Here is a 13,787-nt window from a genome sequence, read left to right as displayed (position 1 = left end):
GCTCGATTCGCTCGCTGCGCTCACTCACGAGAGCGCCCTCCCAAGTGCTCGGCGCGCCAGTGCTGCCACCGTACGGCGCAGGTGCAGGGCGGCGGGGGGCAGCGGGACCGCCTCCGTACCGTCCTCCGGCGGCGCGGGGTCCGGGATGCAGGCGGCGGCCACGTAGTCCCCGAAGGCGGTCAGTGCTTCGGGGGCCAGGCCGCGGTCGTTGTCCCAGTCGATGAGCGAGGCCACCCACTGCTCGGCGTCCAGGGGGCGCAGCGGCATCATCGCGACGGCGCCGACCGCGCAGCGCACGCCCCGGCGGGCTGGATCGAGGACCAGCGCGACCGATGCGGCCGCGCGCCCTGGTCCCGTCCGCCCGGTGGCTTTGAGGAACGTCTGCGGCGCGTGCAGCAGCGGCACCCGTACGAAGCCGACGATCTCGCCGGGGCGCAGCATCTCCATGCCCGCGAGCAGGTGGCTGACCGGGACCTCGCGGCGGGCGCCGCCCGGGCCCGCGACGATCACGGTGGCTTCGAGGGCCGCCAGTACCGGCAGGGTGTCGCCGGTCGGCGCGGCCGTGACGATGTTGCCGCCGAGCGTGCCGGCGTTACGGATCTGCGGCGGCCCGGCGGCGCGGGCGGCCGCGGCGAGGCCCGGGATCAGGGCCGCGAAGTCGGGGCGGCCCATGCGGGCGAGGGTGAGCCCTGCGCCGAGCAGCGCGTGGCCGTCCTGGTACTGCCAGCCGCGGATCTCGCTGATGCGGTTCAGGCCGACCAGCGCGGCCGGGCGCAGCAGCCCGGCGTTGACGGCGGCCATCAGATCGGTGCCGCCGGCCACCGGCACGGCGGCGGGCATGGCGGCCAGCGCCGCCACGGCCTCGTCGAGCGAGGCCGGCAACGTCACGGAATGCGACGCCTGCGGTGCGTGCGTGGTCAACCCAGCTGCCCCTTCCCCGGTGTCCCGGCTGTGCTGTTCCGCCTCGCCGTACGGTACGTGCTCACGGCCCGGACGTGGCAACTCTGGCACATCTTCGCAGGCCCGCGACGCGAGGGTCCATGAAGGCAGGTTCCGTCACCGACCTGCGGATTGGCGCTGGTTGGTCCTGGCACGTCCCGGACCTTCGAAGAGAGCGTATTGCCACCTTTCTCAAGCACCGTGCGTTACCGCACGTACCGCACATGCCGTGCACTTGACGTCACTTGACGCCTTATGACTGCCCACAGGCAGGTTCTGTGCGGGTGTTCGACATGCCGGGTCGACATACCGGGTCGGTGTACCGGAAAACGGGGCCGGCGCACCGGTCCGAAGTACCGGGTCGGCATGCTCGCGCCACGGCGTGGGTACACGGTGCCAGGGTCCCGGCCGCGCCGCGCCCGCCTTTCGGGGGGCTCACACGTTTGGGGGCGGTCCGTCGATCGGGCGTCCGATGCGCCGCCGCGCGCCGACCTTCCGTACCTCTTGGCCGCCTTCCCGTAACTCCTCGCTGCGCAGGCACGGTTACCCGCAGCAGCGGCACGCCCCCGGAGTCGACCGCTCGACACGCCACCTGCGGCCCACAATCAGCCGCGCGACACCCCGGCAGGGCTATTCATAAGGCGAGATGTCCGTCTCACCCAACTTTCAGCCCATCGTAAGGAATCCGCACATGCGCAAAAGACGCGTCCGTGCTGCCCTGCTCTCCGTCGCCATCCTCGGCCTGCTGCCCCTCTCGGCGGCGGCCGCGCCGGCCGCCGCCGCACCTCAGCGGGCGCCGGTCGGCGAGGCGAGAATCGTCATCCACCAGGGCACGAGCACCGGCGGCAGGGTGATCGCCGCCGCGACCCTGTACTGCTTCCCGACCGGCGGCACCCATCCGCGCCCCTACTCGGCCTGCCGCGCCCTGGCGCGGGCGGGCGGCGACATCGGGGCGCTGGAGTCGGTCCGCCGCCCGTGCCCGATGGTCTACCGGCCGGTGACGGTCGTCGCGAAGAGCTTCTGGCGGGGCAGCGCGTCGTTCGTCGTGCGCGGTTACTCCAACCTGTGCACGGCCGTCGCCGACAGCGGCGGCGTCTTCGACCTCTCCCGGCGCACGTACGGCTGACGCGGAAGCCGACGCACGTACGGCTGACACGGAATGCGGAACGCCCGGCTCGCTCCCCCATGGGGGAGCGAGCCGGGCGTGACCGTATGGAGGGGCGGGACCGGGGGCTACTTCTTGCCGCCGCCCTTGCCGTCCTTGCCGCCCTTGTCCTTGTCGCCACCGGCGCCCATGGACTCGTAGATCTCCTTGCACATGGGGCAGACCGGGTACTTCTTCGGGTCCCGGCCCGGGACCCAGACCTTGCCGCAGAGCGCGACGACGGGCGTGCCGTCCAGCGCGCTCGCCATGATCTTGTCCTTCTGGACGTAATGGGCGAAGCGCTCGTGGTCACCGTCGCCGTTCGACACCTGCGGCGTCGGCTCCACGAGGGTGCCTGTACCTGCCCCGCGCTCGGGCTCAAGAGTGCTCATAGAAGCCAAGGGTACTCACGCGCGCGCCGAACCGGGCCCGGCGGCCCGCCCGGATCACTCCGGCTCAGTTCAGCGAAGGATCATCCGGGTACGTCGCCACCATCGCCAGTTCGCTGCGCTGGCGGCGCAGGACGGCGCGCCAGAGGTGCTCGGGGGACGGCGAGGAGACGTCGCCGGGCTCGGATTCGACGACGTACCAGGCGCCTTCGACCAGCTCCTCCTCCAGCTGGCCCGGGCCCCAGCCGGCGTATCCGGCGAAGATGCGCAGCGAGCCGAGCTCGGCGGAGAGCAGCTCGGGCGGGGCCTCCAGGTCGACCAGGCCGATCGCGCCGTGGACGCGGCGCCAGCCCAGGGGGCCGTCGCCGTCCGTGTCGGCCCCGTCGGCCGCGTCGCCGTCCGCCGCGGGGGCTGCGGCGTGCTCGCCCGCCTCGCCCGGGACCACCGCGACGCCCAGCGCGGAGTCCAGCGAGACCGGGCCGCCCTGGAAGACCACGCCCGGCTCGCCGGCCAGCTCGGCCCAGGGCCGGAGGATGTCCGCCACGCCGACGGGCGTGGGGCGGTTCAGTACGACGCCGAGCGAGCCCTCCTCGTCGTGGTCGAGGAGCAGCACCACGGCCCGGTCGAAGTTCGGGTCGGAGAGCGCCGGCGTCGCGACGAGCAGCCGGCCGGTGAGCGAGGACACCTCGGTCATGGCGACATGATCCCGCACTTGGGGCCTGCGCGGGGTGGCAATTGCCGCACCCGTATGCACGTACTCCGGCCGGACGGGATGCGGACGGGACGCAGTACGACCGACCCGGCATCCGGGCCCTCTCTCACATCACGGTGCGTTCCGCCCGATAAACCGTACGTGTTGTGACAAAGCTATTACACGCACCAGGGCCACTCGACCCTACGGACTACCCCCGCACCGCCTTTACCATTTCAGCTTGGTCCCTGTCCGTCTCCAGGAACGCGAGATCCATGACCGACGACGTTTTGCTTGTCCACGGCGGCACACCGCTGGAGGGCGAGATCAAGGTCCGCGGCGCGAAGAACCTCGTGCCCAAGGCCATGGTCGCCGCGCTGCTCGGCAGTGAGCCGAGCCGGCTGCGCAATGTGCCCGACATCCGCGACGTGCGCGTCGTGCGCGGGCTGCTGCAGCTGCACGGCGTGACCGTACGCCCGGGCGATGAGTCCGGGGAGCTGATCCTCGACCCGTCGCACGTGGAGAGCGCCAACGTCGCGGACATCGACGCGCACGCGGGGTCCTCGCGGATCCCGATCCTCTTCTGCGGCCCGCTGCTGCACCGCCTCGGTCACGCCTTCATCCCGGGCCTGGGCGGCTGCGACATCGGCGGCCGGCCGGTCGACTTCCACTTCGACGTGCTGCGCCAGTTCGGCGCGACCATCGAGAAGCGGGCCGACGGCCAGTACCTGGAGGCCCCGCAGCGGCTGCGCGGCACCAAGATCCGGCTGCCGTACCCGTCCGTCGGCTCGACCGAGCAGGTGCTGCTGACCGCCGTACTGGCGGAGGGCGTCACCGAGCTGTCGAACGCCGCCGTGGAGCCCGAGATCGAGGACCTGATCTGCGTCCTGCAGAAAATGGGCGCGATCATCTCCATGGACACCGACCGGACCATCCGGATCACCGGTGTCGACAAGCTCGGCGGCTACAACCACCGCGCGCTCCCGGACCGCCTGGAGGCGGCCTCCTGGGCGTCCGCTGCGCTGGCCACCGAGGGCAGCGTGTACGTACGCGGCGCCTCGCAGCGCGAGATGATGACCTTCCTGAACACCTACCGCCGGGTGGGTGGCGCCTTCGAGGTCGACGACGACGGCATCCGCTTCTGGCACCCGGGCGGCCCGCTGAACGCCATCGCTCTGGAGACCGACGTGCACCCCGGTTTCCAGACCGACTGGCAGCAGCCCCTGGTGGTCGCGCTGACCCAGGCGTCCGGCCTGTCGATCGTCCACGAGACCGTGTACGAGTCGCGCCTCGGTTTCACCTCCGCGCTGAACCAGATGGGCGCGCACATCCAGCTGTACCGCGAGTGCCTGGGCGGCTCGGCCTGCCGCTTCGGCCAGCGGAACTTCCTGCACTCGGCGGTCGTCAGCGGCCCCACCAGGCTGCAGGGCGCCGACCTGGTCATCCCCGACCTGCGCGGCGGCTTCTCGTACCTGATCGCGGCGCTGGCGGCCCAGGGCACGTCCCGCGTCCACGGCATCGACCTGATCAACCGCGGCTACGAGAACTTCATGGACAAGCTCGTGGAGCTCGGCGCAAAGGTCGAGCTGCCGAACGGCGCACTGAAGGGCTGACCGCGGGGAGCGGCCTCAGCAACGGCTGAAGCGCCTGACGTCGAAGGGCGGGCACCCTGGCCGGGGTGTCCGCCCTTCGGCGTTCTCAGGGCCGTACACGGGCCCTGCCGCGGTACGTACCAGCGTCCCGCACAGCCCGCGGCGGCCCGTACCCATGCGAAAAGGCAGCCATCCGGCCGGGATGGCTGCCTCTCCTGGGATACGGCCCGTGCTCCGTCGTCCCGGGAGCACGGTGCCGGATCACTTGCCCTTGGCGGCTTCCTTGAGCTTGGAGCCCGCGGAGACCTTCACGCTGTAGCCGGCCGGGATCTGGATCGGGTCGCCGGTCTGCGGGTTGCGCGCGGTGCGAGCGGCACGGTGGGTGCGCTCGAAGGTGAGGAAGCCGGGGATGGTGACCTTCTCGTCGCCCTTGGCAACGATCTCACCGACGGTCTCGGCGAGCGCGGCCAGAACGGCGTCGGCGTCCTTGCGGGTCACCTCGGCACGGTCGGCCAGAGCGGCCACCAGCTCACTGCGGTTCATGTATTACTCCCGTGTTCTTCTTGCCAATGGGCGTGCCACGCGGCGGAGCCGCATCAGGCACAGCGAAGCCGATGCTGCCAGGGCCCTCGGACAGTCCCCGGACCCGGGTCTGTGGTTCAGACCCTCGCGCCCGGTAACGCATCCTGCCCCCACCTGCGGCGGTAAAGCCAATCCGGCGCCCTGGAGGGTCACACGAAGAGCGCCATCGCTCCGAAACGGTGACGCTACGGTGACGCTCCGCACCATGCCCCGGGCCCGATCACCGAGTGGCGGCCAGCCATGCGCTGCCCGCCACCCTATGGGGGCCCTGAGGGCCTCGTGTCACGCGACGCGCCGTACTCAGGCGGTCGTGCCGCCCGTCACAGCCGCACCGGCGGCGTTCGCGGCGTCCCGGACGGCGCCGGCGACGGCGCCGGCGACCTTGTCGTTGAAGACGCTGGGGATGATGTAGTTCGCGTTCAGCTCGTCCTCCAGGACGACGTCCGCGAGCGCGCCGGCCGCGGCCAGCATCATCTCCTCGTTGACCGTGCGCGACTGCGCGTCCAGCAGGCCGCGGAAGACGCCCGGGAAGACCAGCACGTTGTTGATCTGGTTCGGGAAGTCCGAGCGGCCGGTGGCCACGACGGCGGCGGTCTGCCGGGCCTCACCCGGGTCGACCTCCGGGTCGGGGTTGGCGAGTGCGAAGACGATCGCGCCGTCGGCCATCCGGGACACGTCGTCGGCGTCCAGGACGTTCGGCGCCGAGACGCCGACGAACACGTCCGCGCCGACCACGGCCTGCTTGAGCGTGCCGGTGATGCCCTCGGGGTTGGTGTTGTCCGCGATCCAGCGCAGCGGCGAGTCGGGGTCGGCGCCGACCAGGTCCTCGCGGTCCGCGTGCACGACACCGTGGATGTCGGCGACGACGGCGTGCTTGACGCCGGCCGCGAGCAGCAGCTTGAGGATGGCCGTACCGGCGGCGCCCGCGCCGGACATCACGACGCGCACGTCGCCGATGGCCTTGCCGACCACGCGCAGCGCGTTGGTCAGGGCCGCGAGCACGACGATGGCGGTGCCGTGCTGGTCGTCGTGGAAGACCGGGATGTCCAGGGCCTCGCGCAGCCGCGCCTCGATCTCGAAGCAGCGGGGGGCGGAGATGTCCTCCAGGTTGATGCCCGCGAAGCCGGGGGCGATGGCCTTGACGATCTCCACGATCGCGTCGGAGTCCTGGGTGTCCAGGCAGATCGGCCAGGCGTCGATGCCGGCGAAGCGCTTGAAGAGGGCCGCCTTGCCCTCCATGACGGGCAGCGCGGCCTTGGGGCCGATGTTGCCGAGGCCGAGGACGGCGGAGCCGTCGGTGACCACCGCGACGCTGTTGCGCTTGATGGTCAGGCGGCGGGCGTCCTCGGGGTTGTCGGCGATGGCCTGGCAGACGCGGGCGACGCCGGGCGTGTAGACCATCGACAGGTCGTCACGGTTGCGGATGGGGTGCTTCGACGACATCTCGATCTTGCCGCCGAGGTGCATCAGGAACGTACGGTCGGAGACCTTGCCGAGCGATACGCCCTCGATCTCGCGCAGCTTCTGGACGATCTCGTCCGCGTGCGAGGTGGACGTCGCGGCGATGGTGACGTCGATCCGGAGTTTCTCGTGGCCGGAAGCGGTCACGTCGAGGCCGGTGACCGACCCGCCGGAGGACTCCACGGCCGTGGTGAGCTGGCTGACGGCGGTGCCGCTCGCGGGAACTTCCAGTCGCACCGTCATCGAATACGAGACGCTAGGCGCCGTTGCCATGGCCGACTTCCTCTGCTTTCGCTTGTGTCCCTATGCGCTGTCCCAGGAGCTCGGATGTCCTGCGCATCGTCCGATCGTCCCACCTACCAGCCGGTACACGGTAACCAGCCACAAGTTTCGGAAACGGACTTCCACCATACGAGAGTTAGTCAGCTCGGCGGAACCCCCCACTCCTTCGTTTGAAAAACGGCTGGAATAGGGAGGAAATCTGGCGTACCGCCCTTAGTATCTGCCGCGCAGCACCCCAAGACACGCAAGGACGGGCAATATGGCTCAGGGCACCGTGAAGTGGTTCAACTCCGAGAAGGGTTACGGATTCATCGCGCAGGAGGACGGAGGACCGGACGTCTTCGTCCACTACAGCTCGATCAGTGGCGACGGCTTCCGCAATCTGGAGGACACCCAGCGGGTGGAGTTCGAGATCGCCCAGGGCCGCAAGGGACCGCAGGCGGAACAGGTCCGCGTCATCGGCTGAACGCGCTGAACGCAGAGGAGGCGTCACGGGATCTCCCGTGACGCCTCCTCTTGAAGTGTCAGGTGGCACCGACCCGCCATGCTCGCCTCGCGGCAAGTGGTCGCTCTGAGCGACGATGGTTGGGCCCGGGGGCTTGGATCGGGCCGGTGCCACCTACAGGCTAACAAACCCTCCCCATAAGCGAATCCCGTCGCGGGAGATGTCTGCAGTAGCCCCGCCGGGATCAGTCCCGCAGCAGGTCCGGCACCCCGTCCGCGTCCGGCTCGTCGCGGGCGCCGGAGACCACCGTCAGCCGCTGCGTGGCCCGGGTCAGCGCCACGTACAGCACGCGCAGCCCGGCCGGCGACTCGTCCGCGATCTCGGCGGGCGAGACCACCAGCGTCGCGTCGTACTCCAGGCCCTTGGCCTCCAGGGAGCCCAGCGCGACCACGCGGTCGCCCAGGTCCGCGAGCCAGCCGCGGGCCTCCTCCCGGCGGTCCATCGCGACGACCACGCCGACCGTGCCGTCCACCTCGGCCAGCAGCCGGCGCGCCTCCTCCCGTACGGACTCCCCCAGCCGGTCCCCCGCGACGGCGAACCGCGGCCGCAGGCCCGTGGAGCGCACCGCCTCCGGCGCGACCATGCCCGGCATGGCCAGCGCCAGCACCCGGGCCGCCAGCTCGGCGACCTCGGCGGGGTTGCGGTAGTTCACGGTGAGAGTGAAGCGGCGGCGCGGTCGGGTGCCGAGCGCCTCGTCCCGTGCCTCGCCGGCCTCGTCCGGGTCCGACCACGAGGACTGCGCCGGGTCGCCCACCACGGTCCAGGTGGCGTGCCGGCCGCGGCGGCCGACCATCCGCCACTGCATGGGCGTGAGGTCCTGCGCCTCGTCGACGATGACGTGCGCGTAGTCCGTACGCTCCTCCGCGAGCCGCTCGCGGCGGCTGCGCCCGGAGGAATTACGGTCCGCAAAGGTGGTCAGCTCCTCCAGGCCGGTGAGCTGGTCCAGCGGGTCGGCCTCGCGGGGCCGGGCGGGGCGCGCCGGGGCGCCGAGGATCAGCTGCAGCTCGTCCAGGAGCGCGATGTCGTGGACGGACAGCGGGCCCTGGCCCCGCGCGTCCAGCCGGCCCAGCGAGCGGGCCAGCTTCCGTACCTCGCGGTGCTGCAGCACCCGGCGCGACCAGCGGCCCAGCAGCTTCTCGTCGGTCATCGCGGCCAGCACCCGGCGCGGGGTCAGCTCCGGCCACCAGGCGTCCAGGAAGTCGGCGAAGTCCTGCTCGGTGGTGATGTCCTCGTCGAAGCCGGAGCGCGCCTCGGCGGCCAGCTCCGGGTCGCTGTAGCGGCGGTCCCCGCCGGTCTTCGCCCACAGCGCGTCCAGGATCAGCCGGCGGGCGCGCGGGCGCAGCAGGTTGACCGGCGCGGTGCCGCCGAGCACGGCCTGCCGGATGCGGCGCAGCTCGGCGGCGTCCAGCTCGATGCGGGCGCCGAAGGCGACGACGCGGAGGCGGTCGGTGCGTACGGCCGGGGCCGCGTCCTCCTCGTCGCCGGAGTCGTCGAAGGCGCCGAAGGCCAGCTGGCCGTCCGGCTCCGCGGCCGGAGCGGCGTCGGCGGTCAGCTCCAGGGCGCCCCGGGCGGCCTTCCGGAGTACCTTCACCATCCGCGAGGAGCCCTTGATGCGGGCCACCTCGGGCGGGTCGTAGGCGGTGGCCTCCGCGCCCTCCACGAGGGCGCCCAGCGCGCGGATGGCGACCTGGCCCTCCTCGCCGAGCGAGGGCAGCACGCCCTCGGTGTAGGCGACCAGCAGCGGGGTGGGCGAGACGATGAGGATGCCGCCCGCGTAGCGCCGCCGGTCCTGGTAGAGCAGGTAGGCGGCGCGGTGCAGGGCGACCGCGGTCTTGCCCGTACCGGGGCCGCCCTCGACCTCGGTGACGGAGGCGGCGGGCGCGCGGATCACCATGTCCTGCTCGGCCTGGATGGAGGCGACGATGTCGCGCATGGAGTGGCTGCGGGCCCGGCCGAGGGCCGCCATCAGCGCGCCGTCGCCGATCGCCGGCAGCTCCTGCCCGTCCAGGGTGGCGGTGACCTCCGGGCGCATCAGGTCGTCCTCGACGCCCAGGACGCGGCGGCCCTTGGAGCGGATGACGCGGCGGCGCACGACGCGGCCCGGGGAGACGGGCGTGGCCCGGTAGAACGGCGCGGCGGCCGGTGCCCGCCAGTCGATGACCAGCGGCGAGTAGTCCGCGTCCAGCACGCCGAGGCGGCCGATGTGCAGCGTCTCGGCGATCTCCGCGCGGTTGTCCTCGGTGATCGCGCCGTCGGCGGGCTCGACGGAGGTGTACGCGCCGTCCGGGCCCCGCTTGCCGTCCTTGCCCAGGAGCAGGTCGATGCGGCCGAAGAGGAAGTCCTCGTACTCGGAGTTGAGGCGGTGCAGATGGACGCCGGCCTGGAAGACCTGCGCGTCCCGCTCGGCGAGCGCGCCGGGCGTGCCGACCTGGCCGCGCTTGGCGGCGTCGGCCATCAGGAACTGCGCCTCGTCGATCTTCTCCTCCAGGCGCCGGTACACCCGGTCCAGGTGCGACTGCTCGCCCGCGATCTCGCGGGCGCGTACGGAGTCGCCGTCGCTGTCGGGTACTACGGAATCCGGCGCGTGCGTGGAGTTCTCCGGCGCGTGCGTGGCGTTCTGCGCGGCCACCCAGGCCCCCTTCTGCTGTGCGTAGGGCAGCCGTCAACCGTACGCGAAGCAGGTCGCGGGCGCACCTGTGAGGTGCGCGAAGGAGCCGGTCACACGTCGACGGCGGCCAGCCGCTCGCCGTCCAGGGTGCGGATTTCGAAGCGGTCGATGTCGGCGCGGTGCATGGCGGCGCCGCCGTTGGTGTACAGCGGCTGCCTGCTCCACTTCGTGCTGCCGCCCTCGATGCCGTACCCGCCGTACGGCACCGCCCAGGTGGTCACGGTCTGCCGCTCGCCGTCCTTGCCGATCGCGATGAGGGAGCAGCTCAGCGGGCCCTTGACGTTGCCGAGGCGGAGGGCGACGGAGGTGCCCCAGGGGCGGTCGGTCATCGTCACGCCCGCGGTGACCTTGGTGACCGGGTCGACCGCGGTGTGCTTGCGGGCACCGCTGTCGTACATCTGCTCGGCCGGGCTCGCGGTCTGTTGCGGCGGCCGGGGCTCGTCGCCGGTGACGGCCAGGGTGGCGAGCGGGCCGCCGACGATCAGCGCGGCGGCGGCCGCGACGAGGGCGAGCCGCCGCCGGCGCCCACGCCGCCGGACGGCCGCCACCTCGCCCAGCAGGCCGCTCAGGACGCGCCGGGAAGGCGTCGGGGCGAGCGTGGCCTCGGTCGGCGGGGCGCCCGTACCGTCGTCGGCGAGGTCCGCCAGCATCGGCGCCAGGCCCAGCAGACCGTCCAGCTCGGCGGCGCAGCGGTCGCAGCCCGCGAGGTGCTCCTCGAAGCGGGCGGCGTCGGCGGCGTCCAGGACGCCGAGCGCGTAGGCCCCGACGTCGGTGTGGTCCGCCGGCTCGGCGGGCGGATGGGGGCGGTTCACGCCGTCACTCCTCGTTCTTCCAGCGAGAGCTTCAAGGAGCGCAGCGCGTAGAAGACCCGCGACCGTACGGTCCCGGGCGGTACCCGCAGCACCTCCGCCGCCTCGTTGACCGTACGTCCCTTGAAGTACGTCTCGATCAGGGCCTCCCGGTGCGCCGGGCTGAGGTCGGCCAGCGCCTCGGAGATCGTCATCAGGCGCAGCGCGCGGTCGATCTCGTCGGCGGCGGGCAGCGTCTCCAGGGGCGCGGCGTCCACCTCCTGGGGGCGGGCCTGGCGGCTGCGGTGCCCGTCGATGACGATCCGGCGGGCCACGGTGACCAGCCAGGGGCGTACGGAACCGGTCGCGCGCTGCAGTTGGTCGGCGTTGCGCCAGGCGCGCAGCAGGGTCTCCTGTACGACGTCCTCGGCGCGGTGCCGGTCGCCGGCCACCAGCCGCAGGACGAACGCGAGGAGCGGTCCCGCGTGCTCCTCGTACAGGGCCCGCATGAGCTCTTCGTCGGGCGTCGTCCGGTCGGCCACGACGGCATCCTTGCGCAACGCCACTCCCGGGTCGATAGGGACGCACGGCCTTCCGTACGGGCTGGTCCCGGGGAGTACGGACGCGGGGGCTCCGGTGTTCAACGGGTGACGGCTCCGGTGTTCAACCGGTGGCGCAAGAGGTGTTCAGCCCGTGACGCGGGAGGCCGGGCCGAGGGTGGCGCGGCGGCGGTGGCGGGCCACTCGCTCGCGGTTGCCGCACACCTCGCTGGAGCACCAGCGGCGCCGGCGCCCGCGCGAGGTGTCCAGGTAGATCCGCGAGCACGCCTCGCCCTCGCACTGCCGCAGCCGGCCGCGGGCCACCGCGTCGGTCAGCAGCCCGACGGCGTCCCGGGCGACCGCGGACATCAGCCCGGCACAGTCCGGCGGGCGTGCCGGGCGGCGCTCCAGTACGCCGTCCACGCCGCGTACGGCGCGCTCGGGCGGCGGCGGGGCCTCGGCGGTGGCGTTGAGCAGCGCCAGGTCGCGGTCGGCCGCCCGGCCGCGGATCTCGTCGTGCACGATGCGCCGCAGCAGTTCGCGCAGCGCCCGGAAGCGCGCGACCCAGCTGCCGTCGACGGCGTCGAGGGGGGTGCTGCGCGGGACGACGCCCGCGCCGATGAGCCAGGCCCGCAAGTGGTCGGGGCCGAGGAGCCGTTCGGCCGGCGGCTCGCCGGCCGTGGCCACCAGGTCCAGGCAGATCCGCCCGCAGTCGAACCGCAGGTCGTAGGGGGCCGCCATGTGCCTGTCACTCCTTCGGGGACAACGTCTCCCTCCAGAGTGCCCGGCCCGGCGCCCGGCCGGAACCCTCGGTACCGTGCTCTCGTACGTGGCGGCCCCGGCCCGCCGGTGCGGTCAACGCCCTTACGCGTCCGCGTACTTGGTCTCCGCGTGCGGGTCCAGGGACAGTCGGTAGCCGCGCTTGACCACCGTCTGGATCAGCTTCGGCGCGCCCAGCGCGACCCGCAGCCGGGCCATCGCGGTCTCCACCGCGTGCTCGTCGCGGCCCGCGCCGGGCAGCGCGCGCAGCAGTTCGCCGCGCGAGACCACCCAGCCGGGCCGCTTGGCCAGCGCACGCAGCAGCGACATGCCGGCGGGCGGCACGGGCCGCAGCTCGCCGTCGATGAGGACCGCATGCCCACGGATCTCCACGCGGCGCCCGGCGACCGGCAACGGGCGGACCCGGCCCGGCAGTTCGTGGCAGAGCAGCTGTACGAGCGGGCCCAGCCGGAAGCGCTCCGGCTGGACCGTGGCGACCTCTTCGTTCTCCAGGGGCAGCGCGGTCACCGGGCCGACGCACGCGGGCAGTACGTCGTGCCGCAGCGCGTCCAGCACCTCGCCCCGGACGCCCCGCTCCTCGGCGCGGCGCAGCAGCGAAGCGGCGGCCGGGGCGCTGGTGAACGTCACCGCGTCCACCGTGCGCGCGAGGATGCCGTCCAGGAGGCGGTCGACCGGGCCGATGTCCTGCGGGGGCATCCAGCGGTAGACGGGGACGCCGACCACCTCGGCGCCCGCGGCGCGCAGCGACTCCACGAAGCCGGGCAGCGGCTCGCCGTGCAGCTGTACCGCGATCCGTTTGCCGTCCACGCCCTCCGCCAGCAGCCGGTCCAGCACCTCGGCCATGGACTCCGAGGCGGGCGACCACTCCTCGGTGAGGCCGGCCGCGCGGATCGCGCCGCGCACCTTCGGGCCGCGCGCGAGCAGCTCCACGCCGCCCAGCCGCGCCAGCAGCGGCGTGCCCAGGCCCCAGCCCTCGGCGGCCTCCACCCAGCCGCGGAAGCCGATGGCGGTGGTGGCCACGACGATGTCCGGCGCGTCGTCGATGAGCTGCTTGGTGGCGGCCAGCAGCTCGGCGTCGTCGGTGAGCGGCACGATGCGCAGCGCGGGCGCGTGCACGACCTCGGCGCCGCGGCGCTCCAGCAGCGTGCCGAGCTCGGCGGCGCGGCGGGCCGCGGTCACCCCGACCGTGAACCCGGCCAGCGGCAGCCCGCCGCCGCGCTCGCCGCCCTGCTGACGCGCCCCGCTGTCGTCCTGTAGCTCGTTTCGCTGTCCGTCGTGCATGTGGCTCTCGTCCCGCTTCGCAGTGTTGTGCGCCGGCTCAACGGCGGCCTGGCCGCACCGGGCTCCGGGCGCCCGTCCCTGGGCGCCGACAGACCGGTTGGGGTCCCGATGCTGCCAAGGGTCCGTGACGACCCGGGTTCACCGTT

General features: G+C 72.8%; 13 protein-coding genes. 3 read left to right on the top strand and 10 right to left on the bottom strand.

Annotated features, from left to right (window positions below):
- Nucleotides 1–24: 24 nt before the first annotated feature.
- Entirely contained in the window at nt 25–921 is an 897-nt protein-coding gene (locus AB0I82_RS34325) for an FAD binding domain-containing protein (RefSeq protein ID WP_363261398.1), read from the bottom strand.
- Between the two features lie 709 nt (nt 922–1,630).
- Here AB0I82_RS34325 and AB0I82_RS34320 point away from each other — a divergent pair.
- A complete protein-coding gene (locus AB0I82_RS34320; protein WP_363261397.1) occupies nt 1,631–2,065 on the top strand; it encodes an SSI family serine proteinase inhibitor in 435 nt (144 codons plus the stop codon).
- A 107-nt stretch (nt 2,066–2,172) separates the two neighbouring features.
- Here AB0I82_RS34320 and AB0I82_RS34315 read toward each other — a convergent pair whose 3' ends face one another.
- Together AB0I82_RS34315 and AB0I82_RS34310 are read right to left on the bottom strand one after the other, a co-directional pair.
- Nucleotides 2,173–2,475, bottom strand: a complete 303-nt coding sequence (locus tag AB0I82_RS34315) for a DUF3039 domain-containing protein (protein WP_030250340.1) — start codon at nt 2,473–2,475, stop codon at nt 2,173–2,175.
- A 64-nt stretch (nt 2,476–2,539) separates the two neighbouring features.
- The gene (locus AB0I82_RS34310) at nt 2,540–3,166 is read right to left on the bottom strand and encodes a YqgE/AlgH family protein (protein ID WP_363261396.1); all 627 of its coding nucleotides are present in this window, start codon (nt 3,164–3,166) and stop codon (nt 2,540–2,542) included.
- A 272-nt stretch (nt 3,167–3,438) separates the two neighbouring features.
- Between AB0I82_RS34310 and murA the strand changes: the two genes are divergently transcribed.
- Nucleotides 3,439–4,776, top strand: a complete 1,338-nt coding sequence (gene murA, locus AB0I82_RS34305; RefSeq protein WP_363261395.1) for a UDP-N-acetylglucosamine 1-carboxyvinyltransferase — start codon at nt 3,439–3,441, stop codon at nt 4,774–4,776.
- 240 nt (nt 4,777–5,016) lie between these two features.
- On the opposite strand, the gene AB0I82_RS34300 is transcribed toward murA, so the two are convergent.
- Both AB0I82_RS34300 and AB0I82_RS34295 read right to left on the bottom strand, forming a co-directional pair.
- The gene (locus AB0I82_RS34300) at nt 5,017–5,298 is read right to left on the bottom strand and encodes an HU family DNA-binding protein (protein ID WP_003954777.1); all 282 of its coding nucleotides are present in this window, start codon (nt 5,296–5,298) and stop codon (nt 5,017–5,019) included.
- A gap of 339 nt (nt 5,299–5,637) precedes the next feature.
- Nucleotides 5,638–7,071: an NAD-dependent malic enzyme gene (locus AB0I82_RS34295; protein WP_363261394.1), complete on the bottom strand. Its 1,434-nt coding sequence runs from the start codon at nt 7,069–7,071 to the stop codon at nt 5,638–5,640.
- Between the two features lie 268 nt (nt 7,072–7,339).
- Between AB0I82_RS34295 and AB0I82_RS34290 the strand changes: the two genes are divergently transcribed.
- Nucleotides 7,340–7,546 (top strand): cold-shock protein, encoded by a 207-nt coding sequence (locus AB0I82_RS34290; RefSeq protein WP_030250355.1) that lies wholly within the window; start codon nt 7,340–7,342, stop codon nt 7,544–7,546.
- A 223-nt stretch (nt 7,547–7,769) separates the two neighbouring features.
- Here the strand turns inward: AB0I82_RS34290 and AB0I82_RS34285 are convergent, their stop codons facing one another.
- The 5 genes from AB0I82_RS34285 to AB0I82_RS34265 form a co-directional block, all read right to left on the bottom strand.
- Nucleotides 7,770–10,214: a UvrD-helicase domain-containing protein gene (locus AB0I82_RS34285; protein ID WP_363261393.1), complete on the bottom strand. Its 2,445-nt coding sequence runs from the start codon at nt 10,212–10,214 to the stop codon at nt 7,770–7,772.
- Nucleotides 10,215–10,303: 89 nt separating this feature from the next.
- Nucleotides 10,304–11,065, bottom strand: a complete 762-nt coding sequence (locus tag AB0I82_RS34280) for a zf-HC2 domain-containing protein (RefSeq protein WP_363261392.1) — start codon at nt 11,063–11,065, stop codon at nt 10,304–10,306.
- Complete coding sequence (locus AB0I82_RS34275) at nt 11,062–11,601, bottom strand: sigma-70 family RNA polymerase sigma factor (protein WP_107053983.1); 540 nt, start codon at nt 11,599–11,601, stop codon at nt 11,062–11,064. The genes AB0I82_RS34280 and AB0I82_RS34275 overlap by 4 nt, the downstream gene beginning before the upstream one ends.
- A 126-nt stretch (nt 11,602–11,727) precedes the next feature.
- On the bottom strand, nt 11,728–12,321 hold the full coding sequence (locus AB0I82_RS34270; protein WP_223736592.1) for an ABATE domain-containing protein: 594 nt from the start codon (nt 12,319–12,321) through the stop codon (nt 11,728–11,730).
- Nucleotides 12,322–12,444: 123 nt separating this feature from the next.
- Entirely contained in the window at nt 12,445–13,641 is a 1,197-nt protein-coding gene (locus AB0I82_RS34265) for a uroporphyrinogen-III synthase (protein ID WP_363261391.1), read from the bottom strand.
- Nucleotides 13,642–13,787 lie beyond the last annotated feature (146 nt).

The organism is Streptomyces sp. NPDC050315, from assembly GCF_040655775.1.
Taxonomy (GTDB): Bacteria; Actinomycetota; Actinomycetes; order Streptomycetales; family Streptomycetaceae; genus Streptomyces.
This window is presented reverse-complemented; position numbering and strand designations above follow the sequence as displayed.

Excerpts from the sequence above, each read along its gene's own strand:
- AB0I82_RS34295 (WP_363261394.1), bottom strand. The coding sequence starts at position 7,071 with ATGGCAACGGCGCCTAGCGTCTCGTATTCGATGACGGTGCGACTGGAA.
- AB0I82_RS34290 (WP_030250355.1), top strand. The coding sequence starts at position 7,340 with ATGGCTCAGGGCACCGTGAAGTGGTTCAACTCCGAGAAGGGTTACGGA.
- murA (WP_363261395.1), top strand. The coding sequence starts at position 3,439 with ATGACCGACGACGTTTTGCTTGTCCACGGCGGCACACCGCTGGAGGGC.
- AB0I82_RS34300 (WP_003954777.1), bottom strand. The coding sequence starts at position 5,298 with ATGAACCGCAGTGAGCTGGTGGCCGCTCTGGCCGACCGTGCCGAGGTG.
- AB0I82_RS34265 (WP_363261391.1), bottom strand. The coding sequence starts at position 13,641 with ATGCACGACGGACAGCGAAACGAGCTACAGGACGACAGCGGGGCGCGT.
- AB0I82_RS34270 (WP_223736592.1), bottom strand. The coding sequence starts at position 12,321 with ATGGCGGCCCCCTACGACCTGCGGTTCGACTGCGGGCGGATCTGCCTG.
- AB0I82_RS34320 (WP_363261397.1), top strand. The coding sequence starts at position 1,631 with ATGCGCAAAAGACGCGTCCGTGCTGCCCTGCTCTCCGTCGCCATCCTC.
- AB0I82_RS34315 (WP_030250340.1), bottom strand. The coding sequence starts at position 2,475 with ATGAGCACTCTTGAGCCCGAGCGCGGGGCAGGTACAGGCACCCTCGTG.
- AB0I82_RS34310 (WP_363261396.1), bottom strand. The coding sequence starts at position 3,166 with ATGACCGAGGTGTCCTCGCTCACCGGCCGGCTGCTCGTCGCGACGCCG.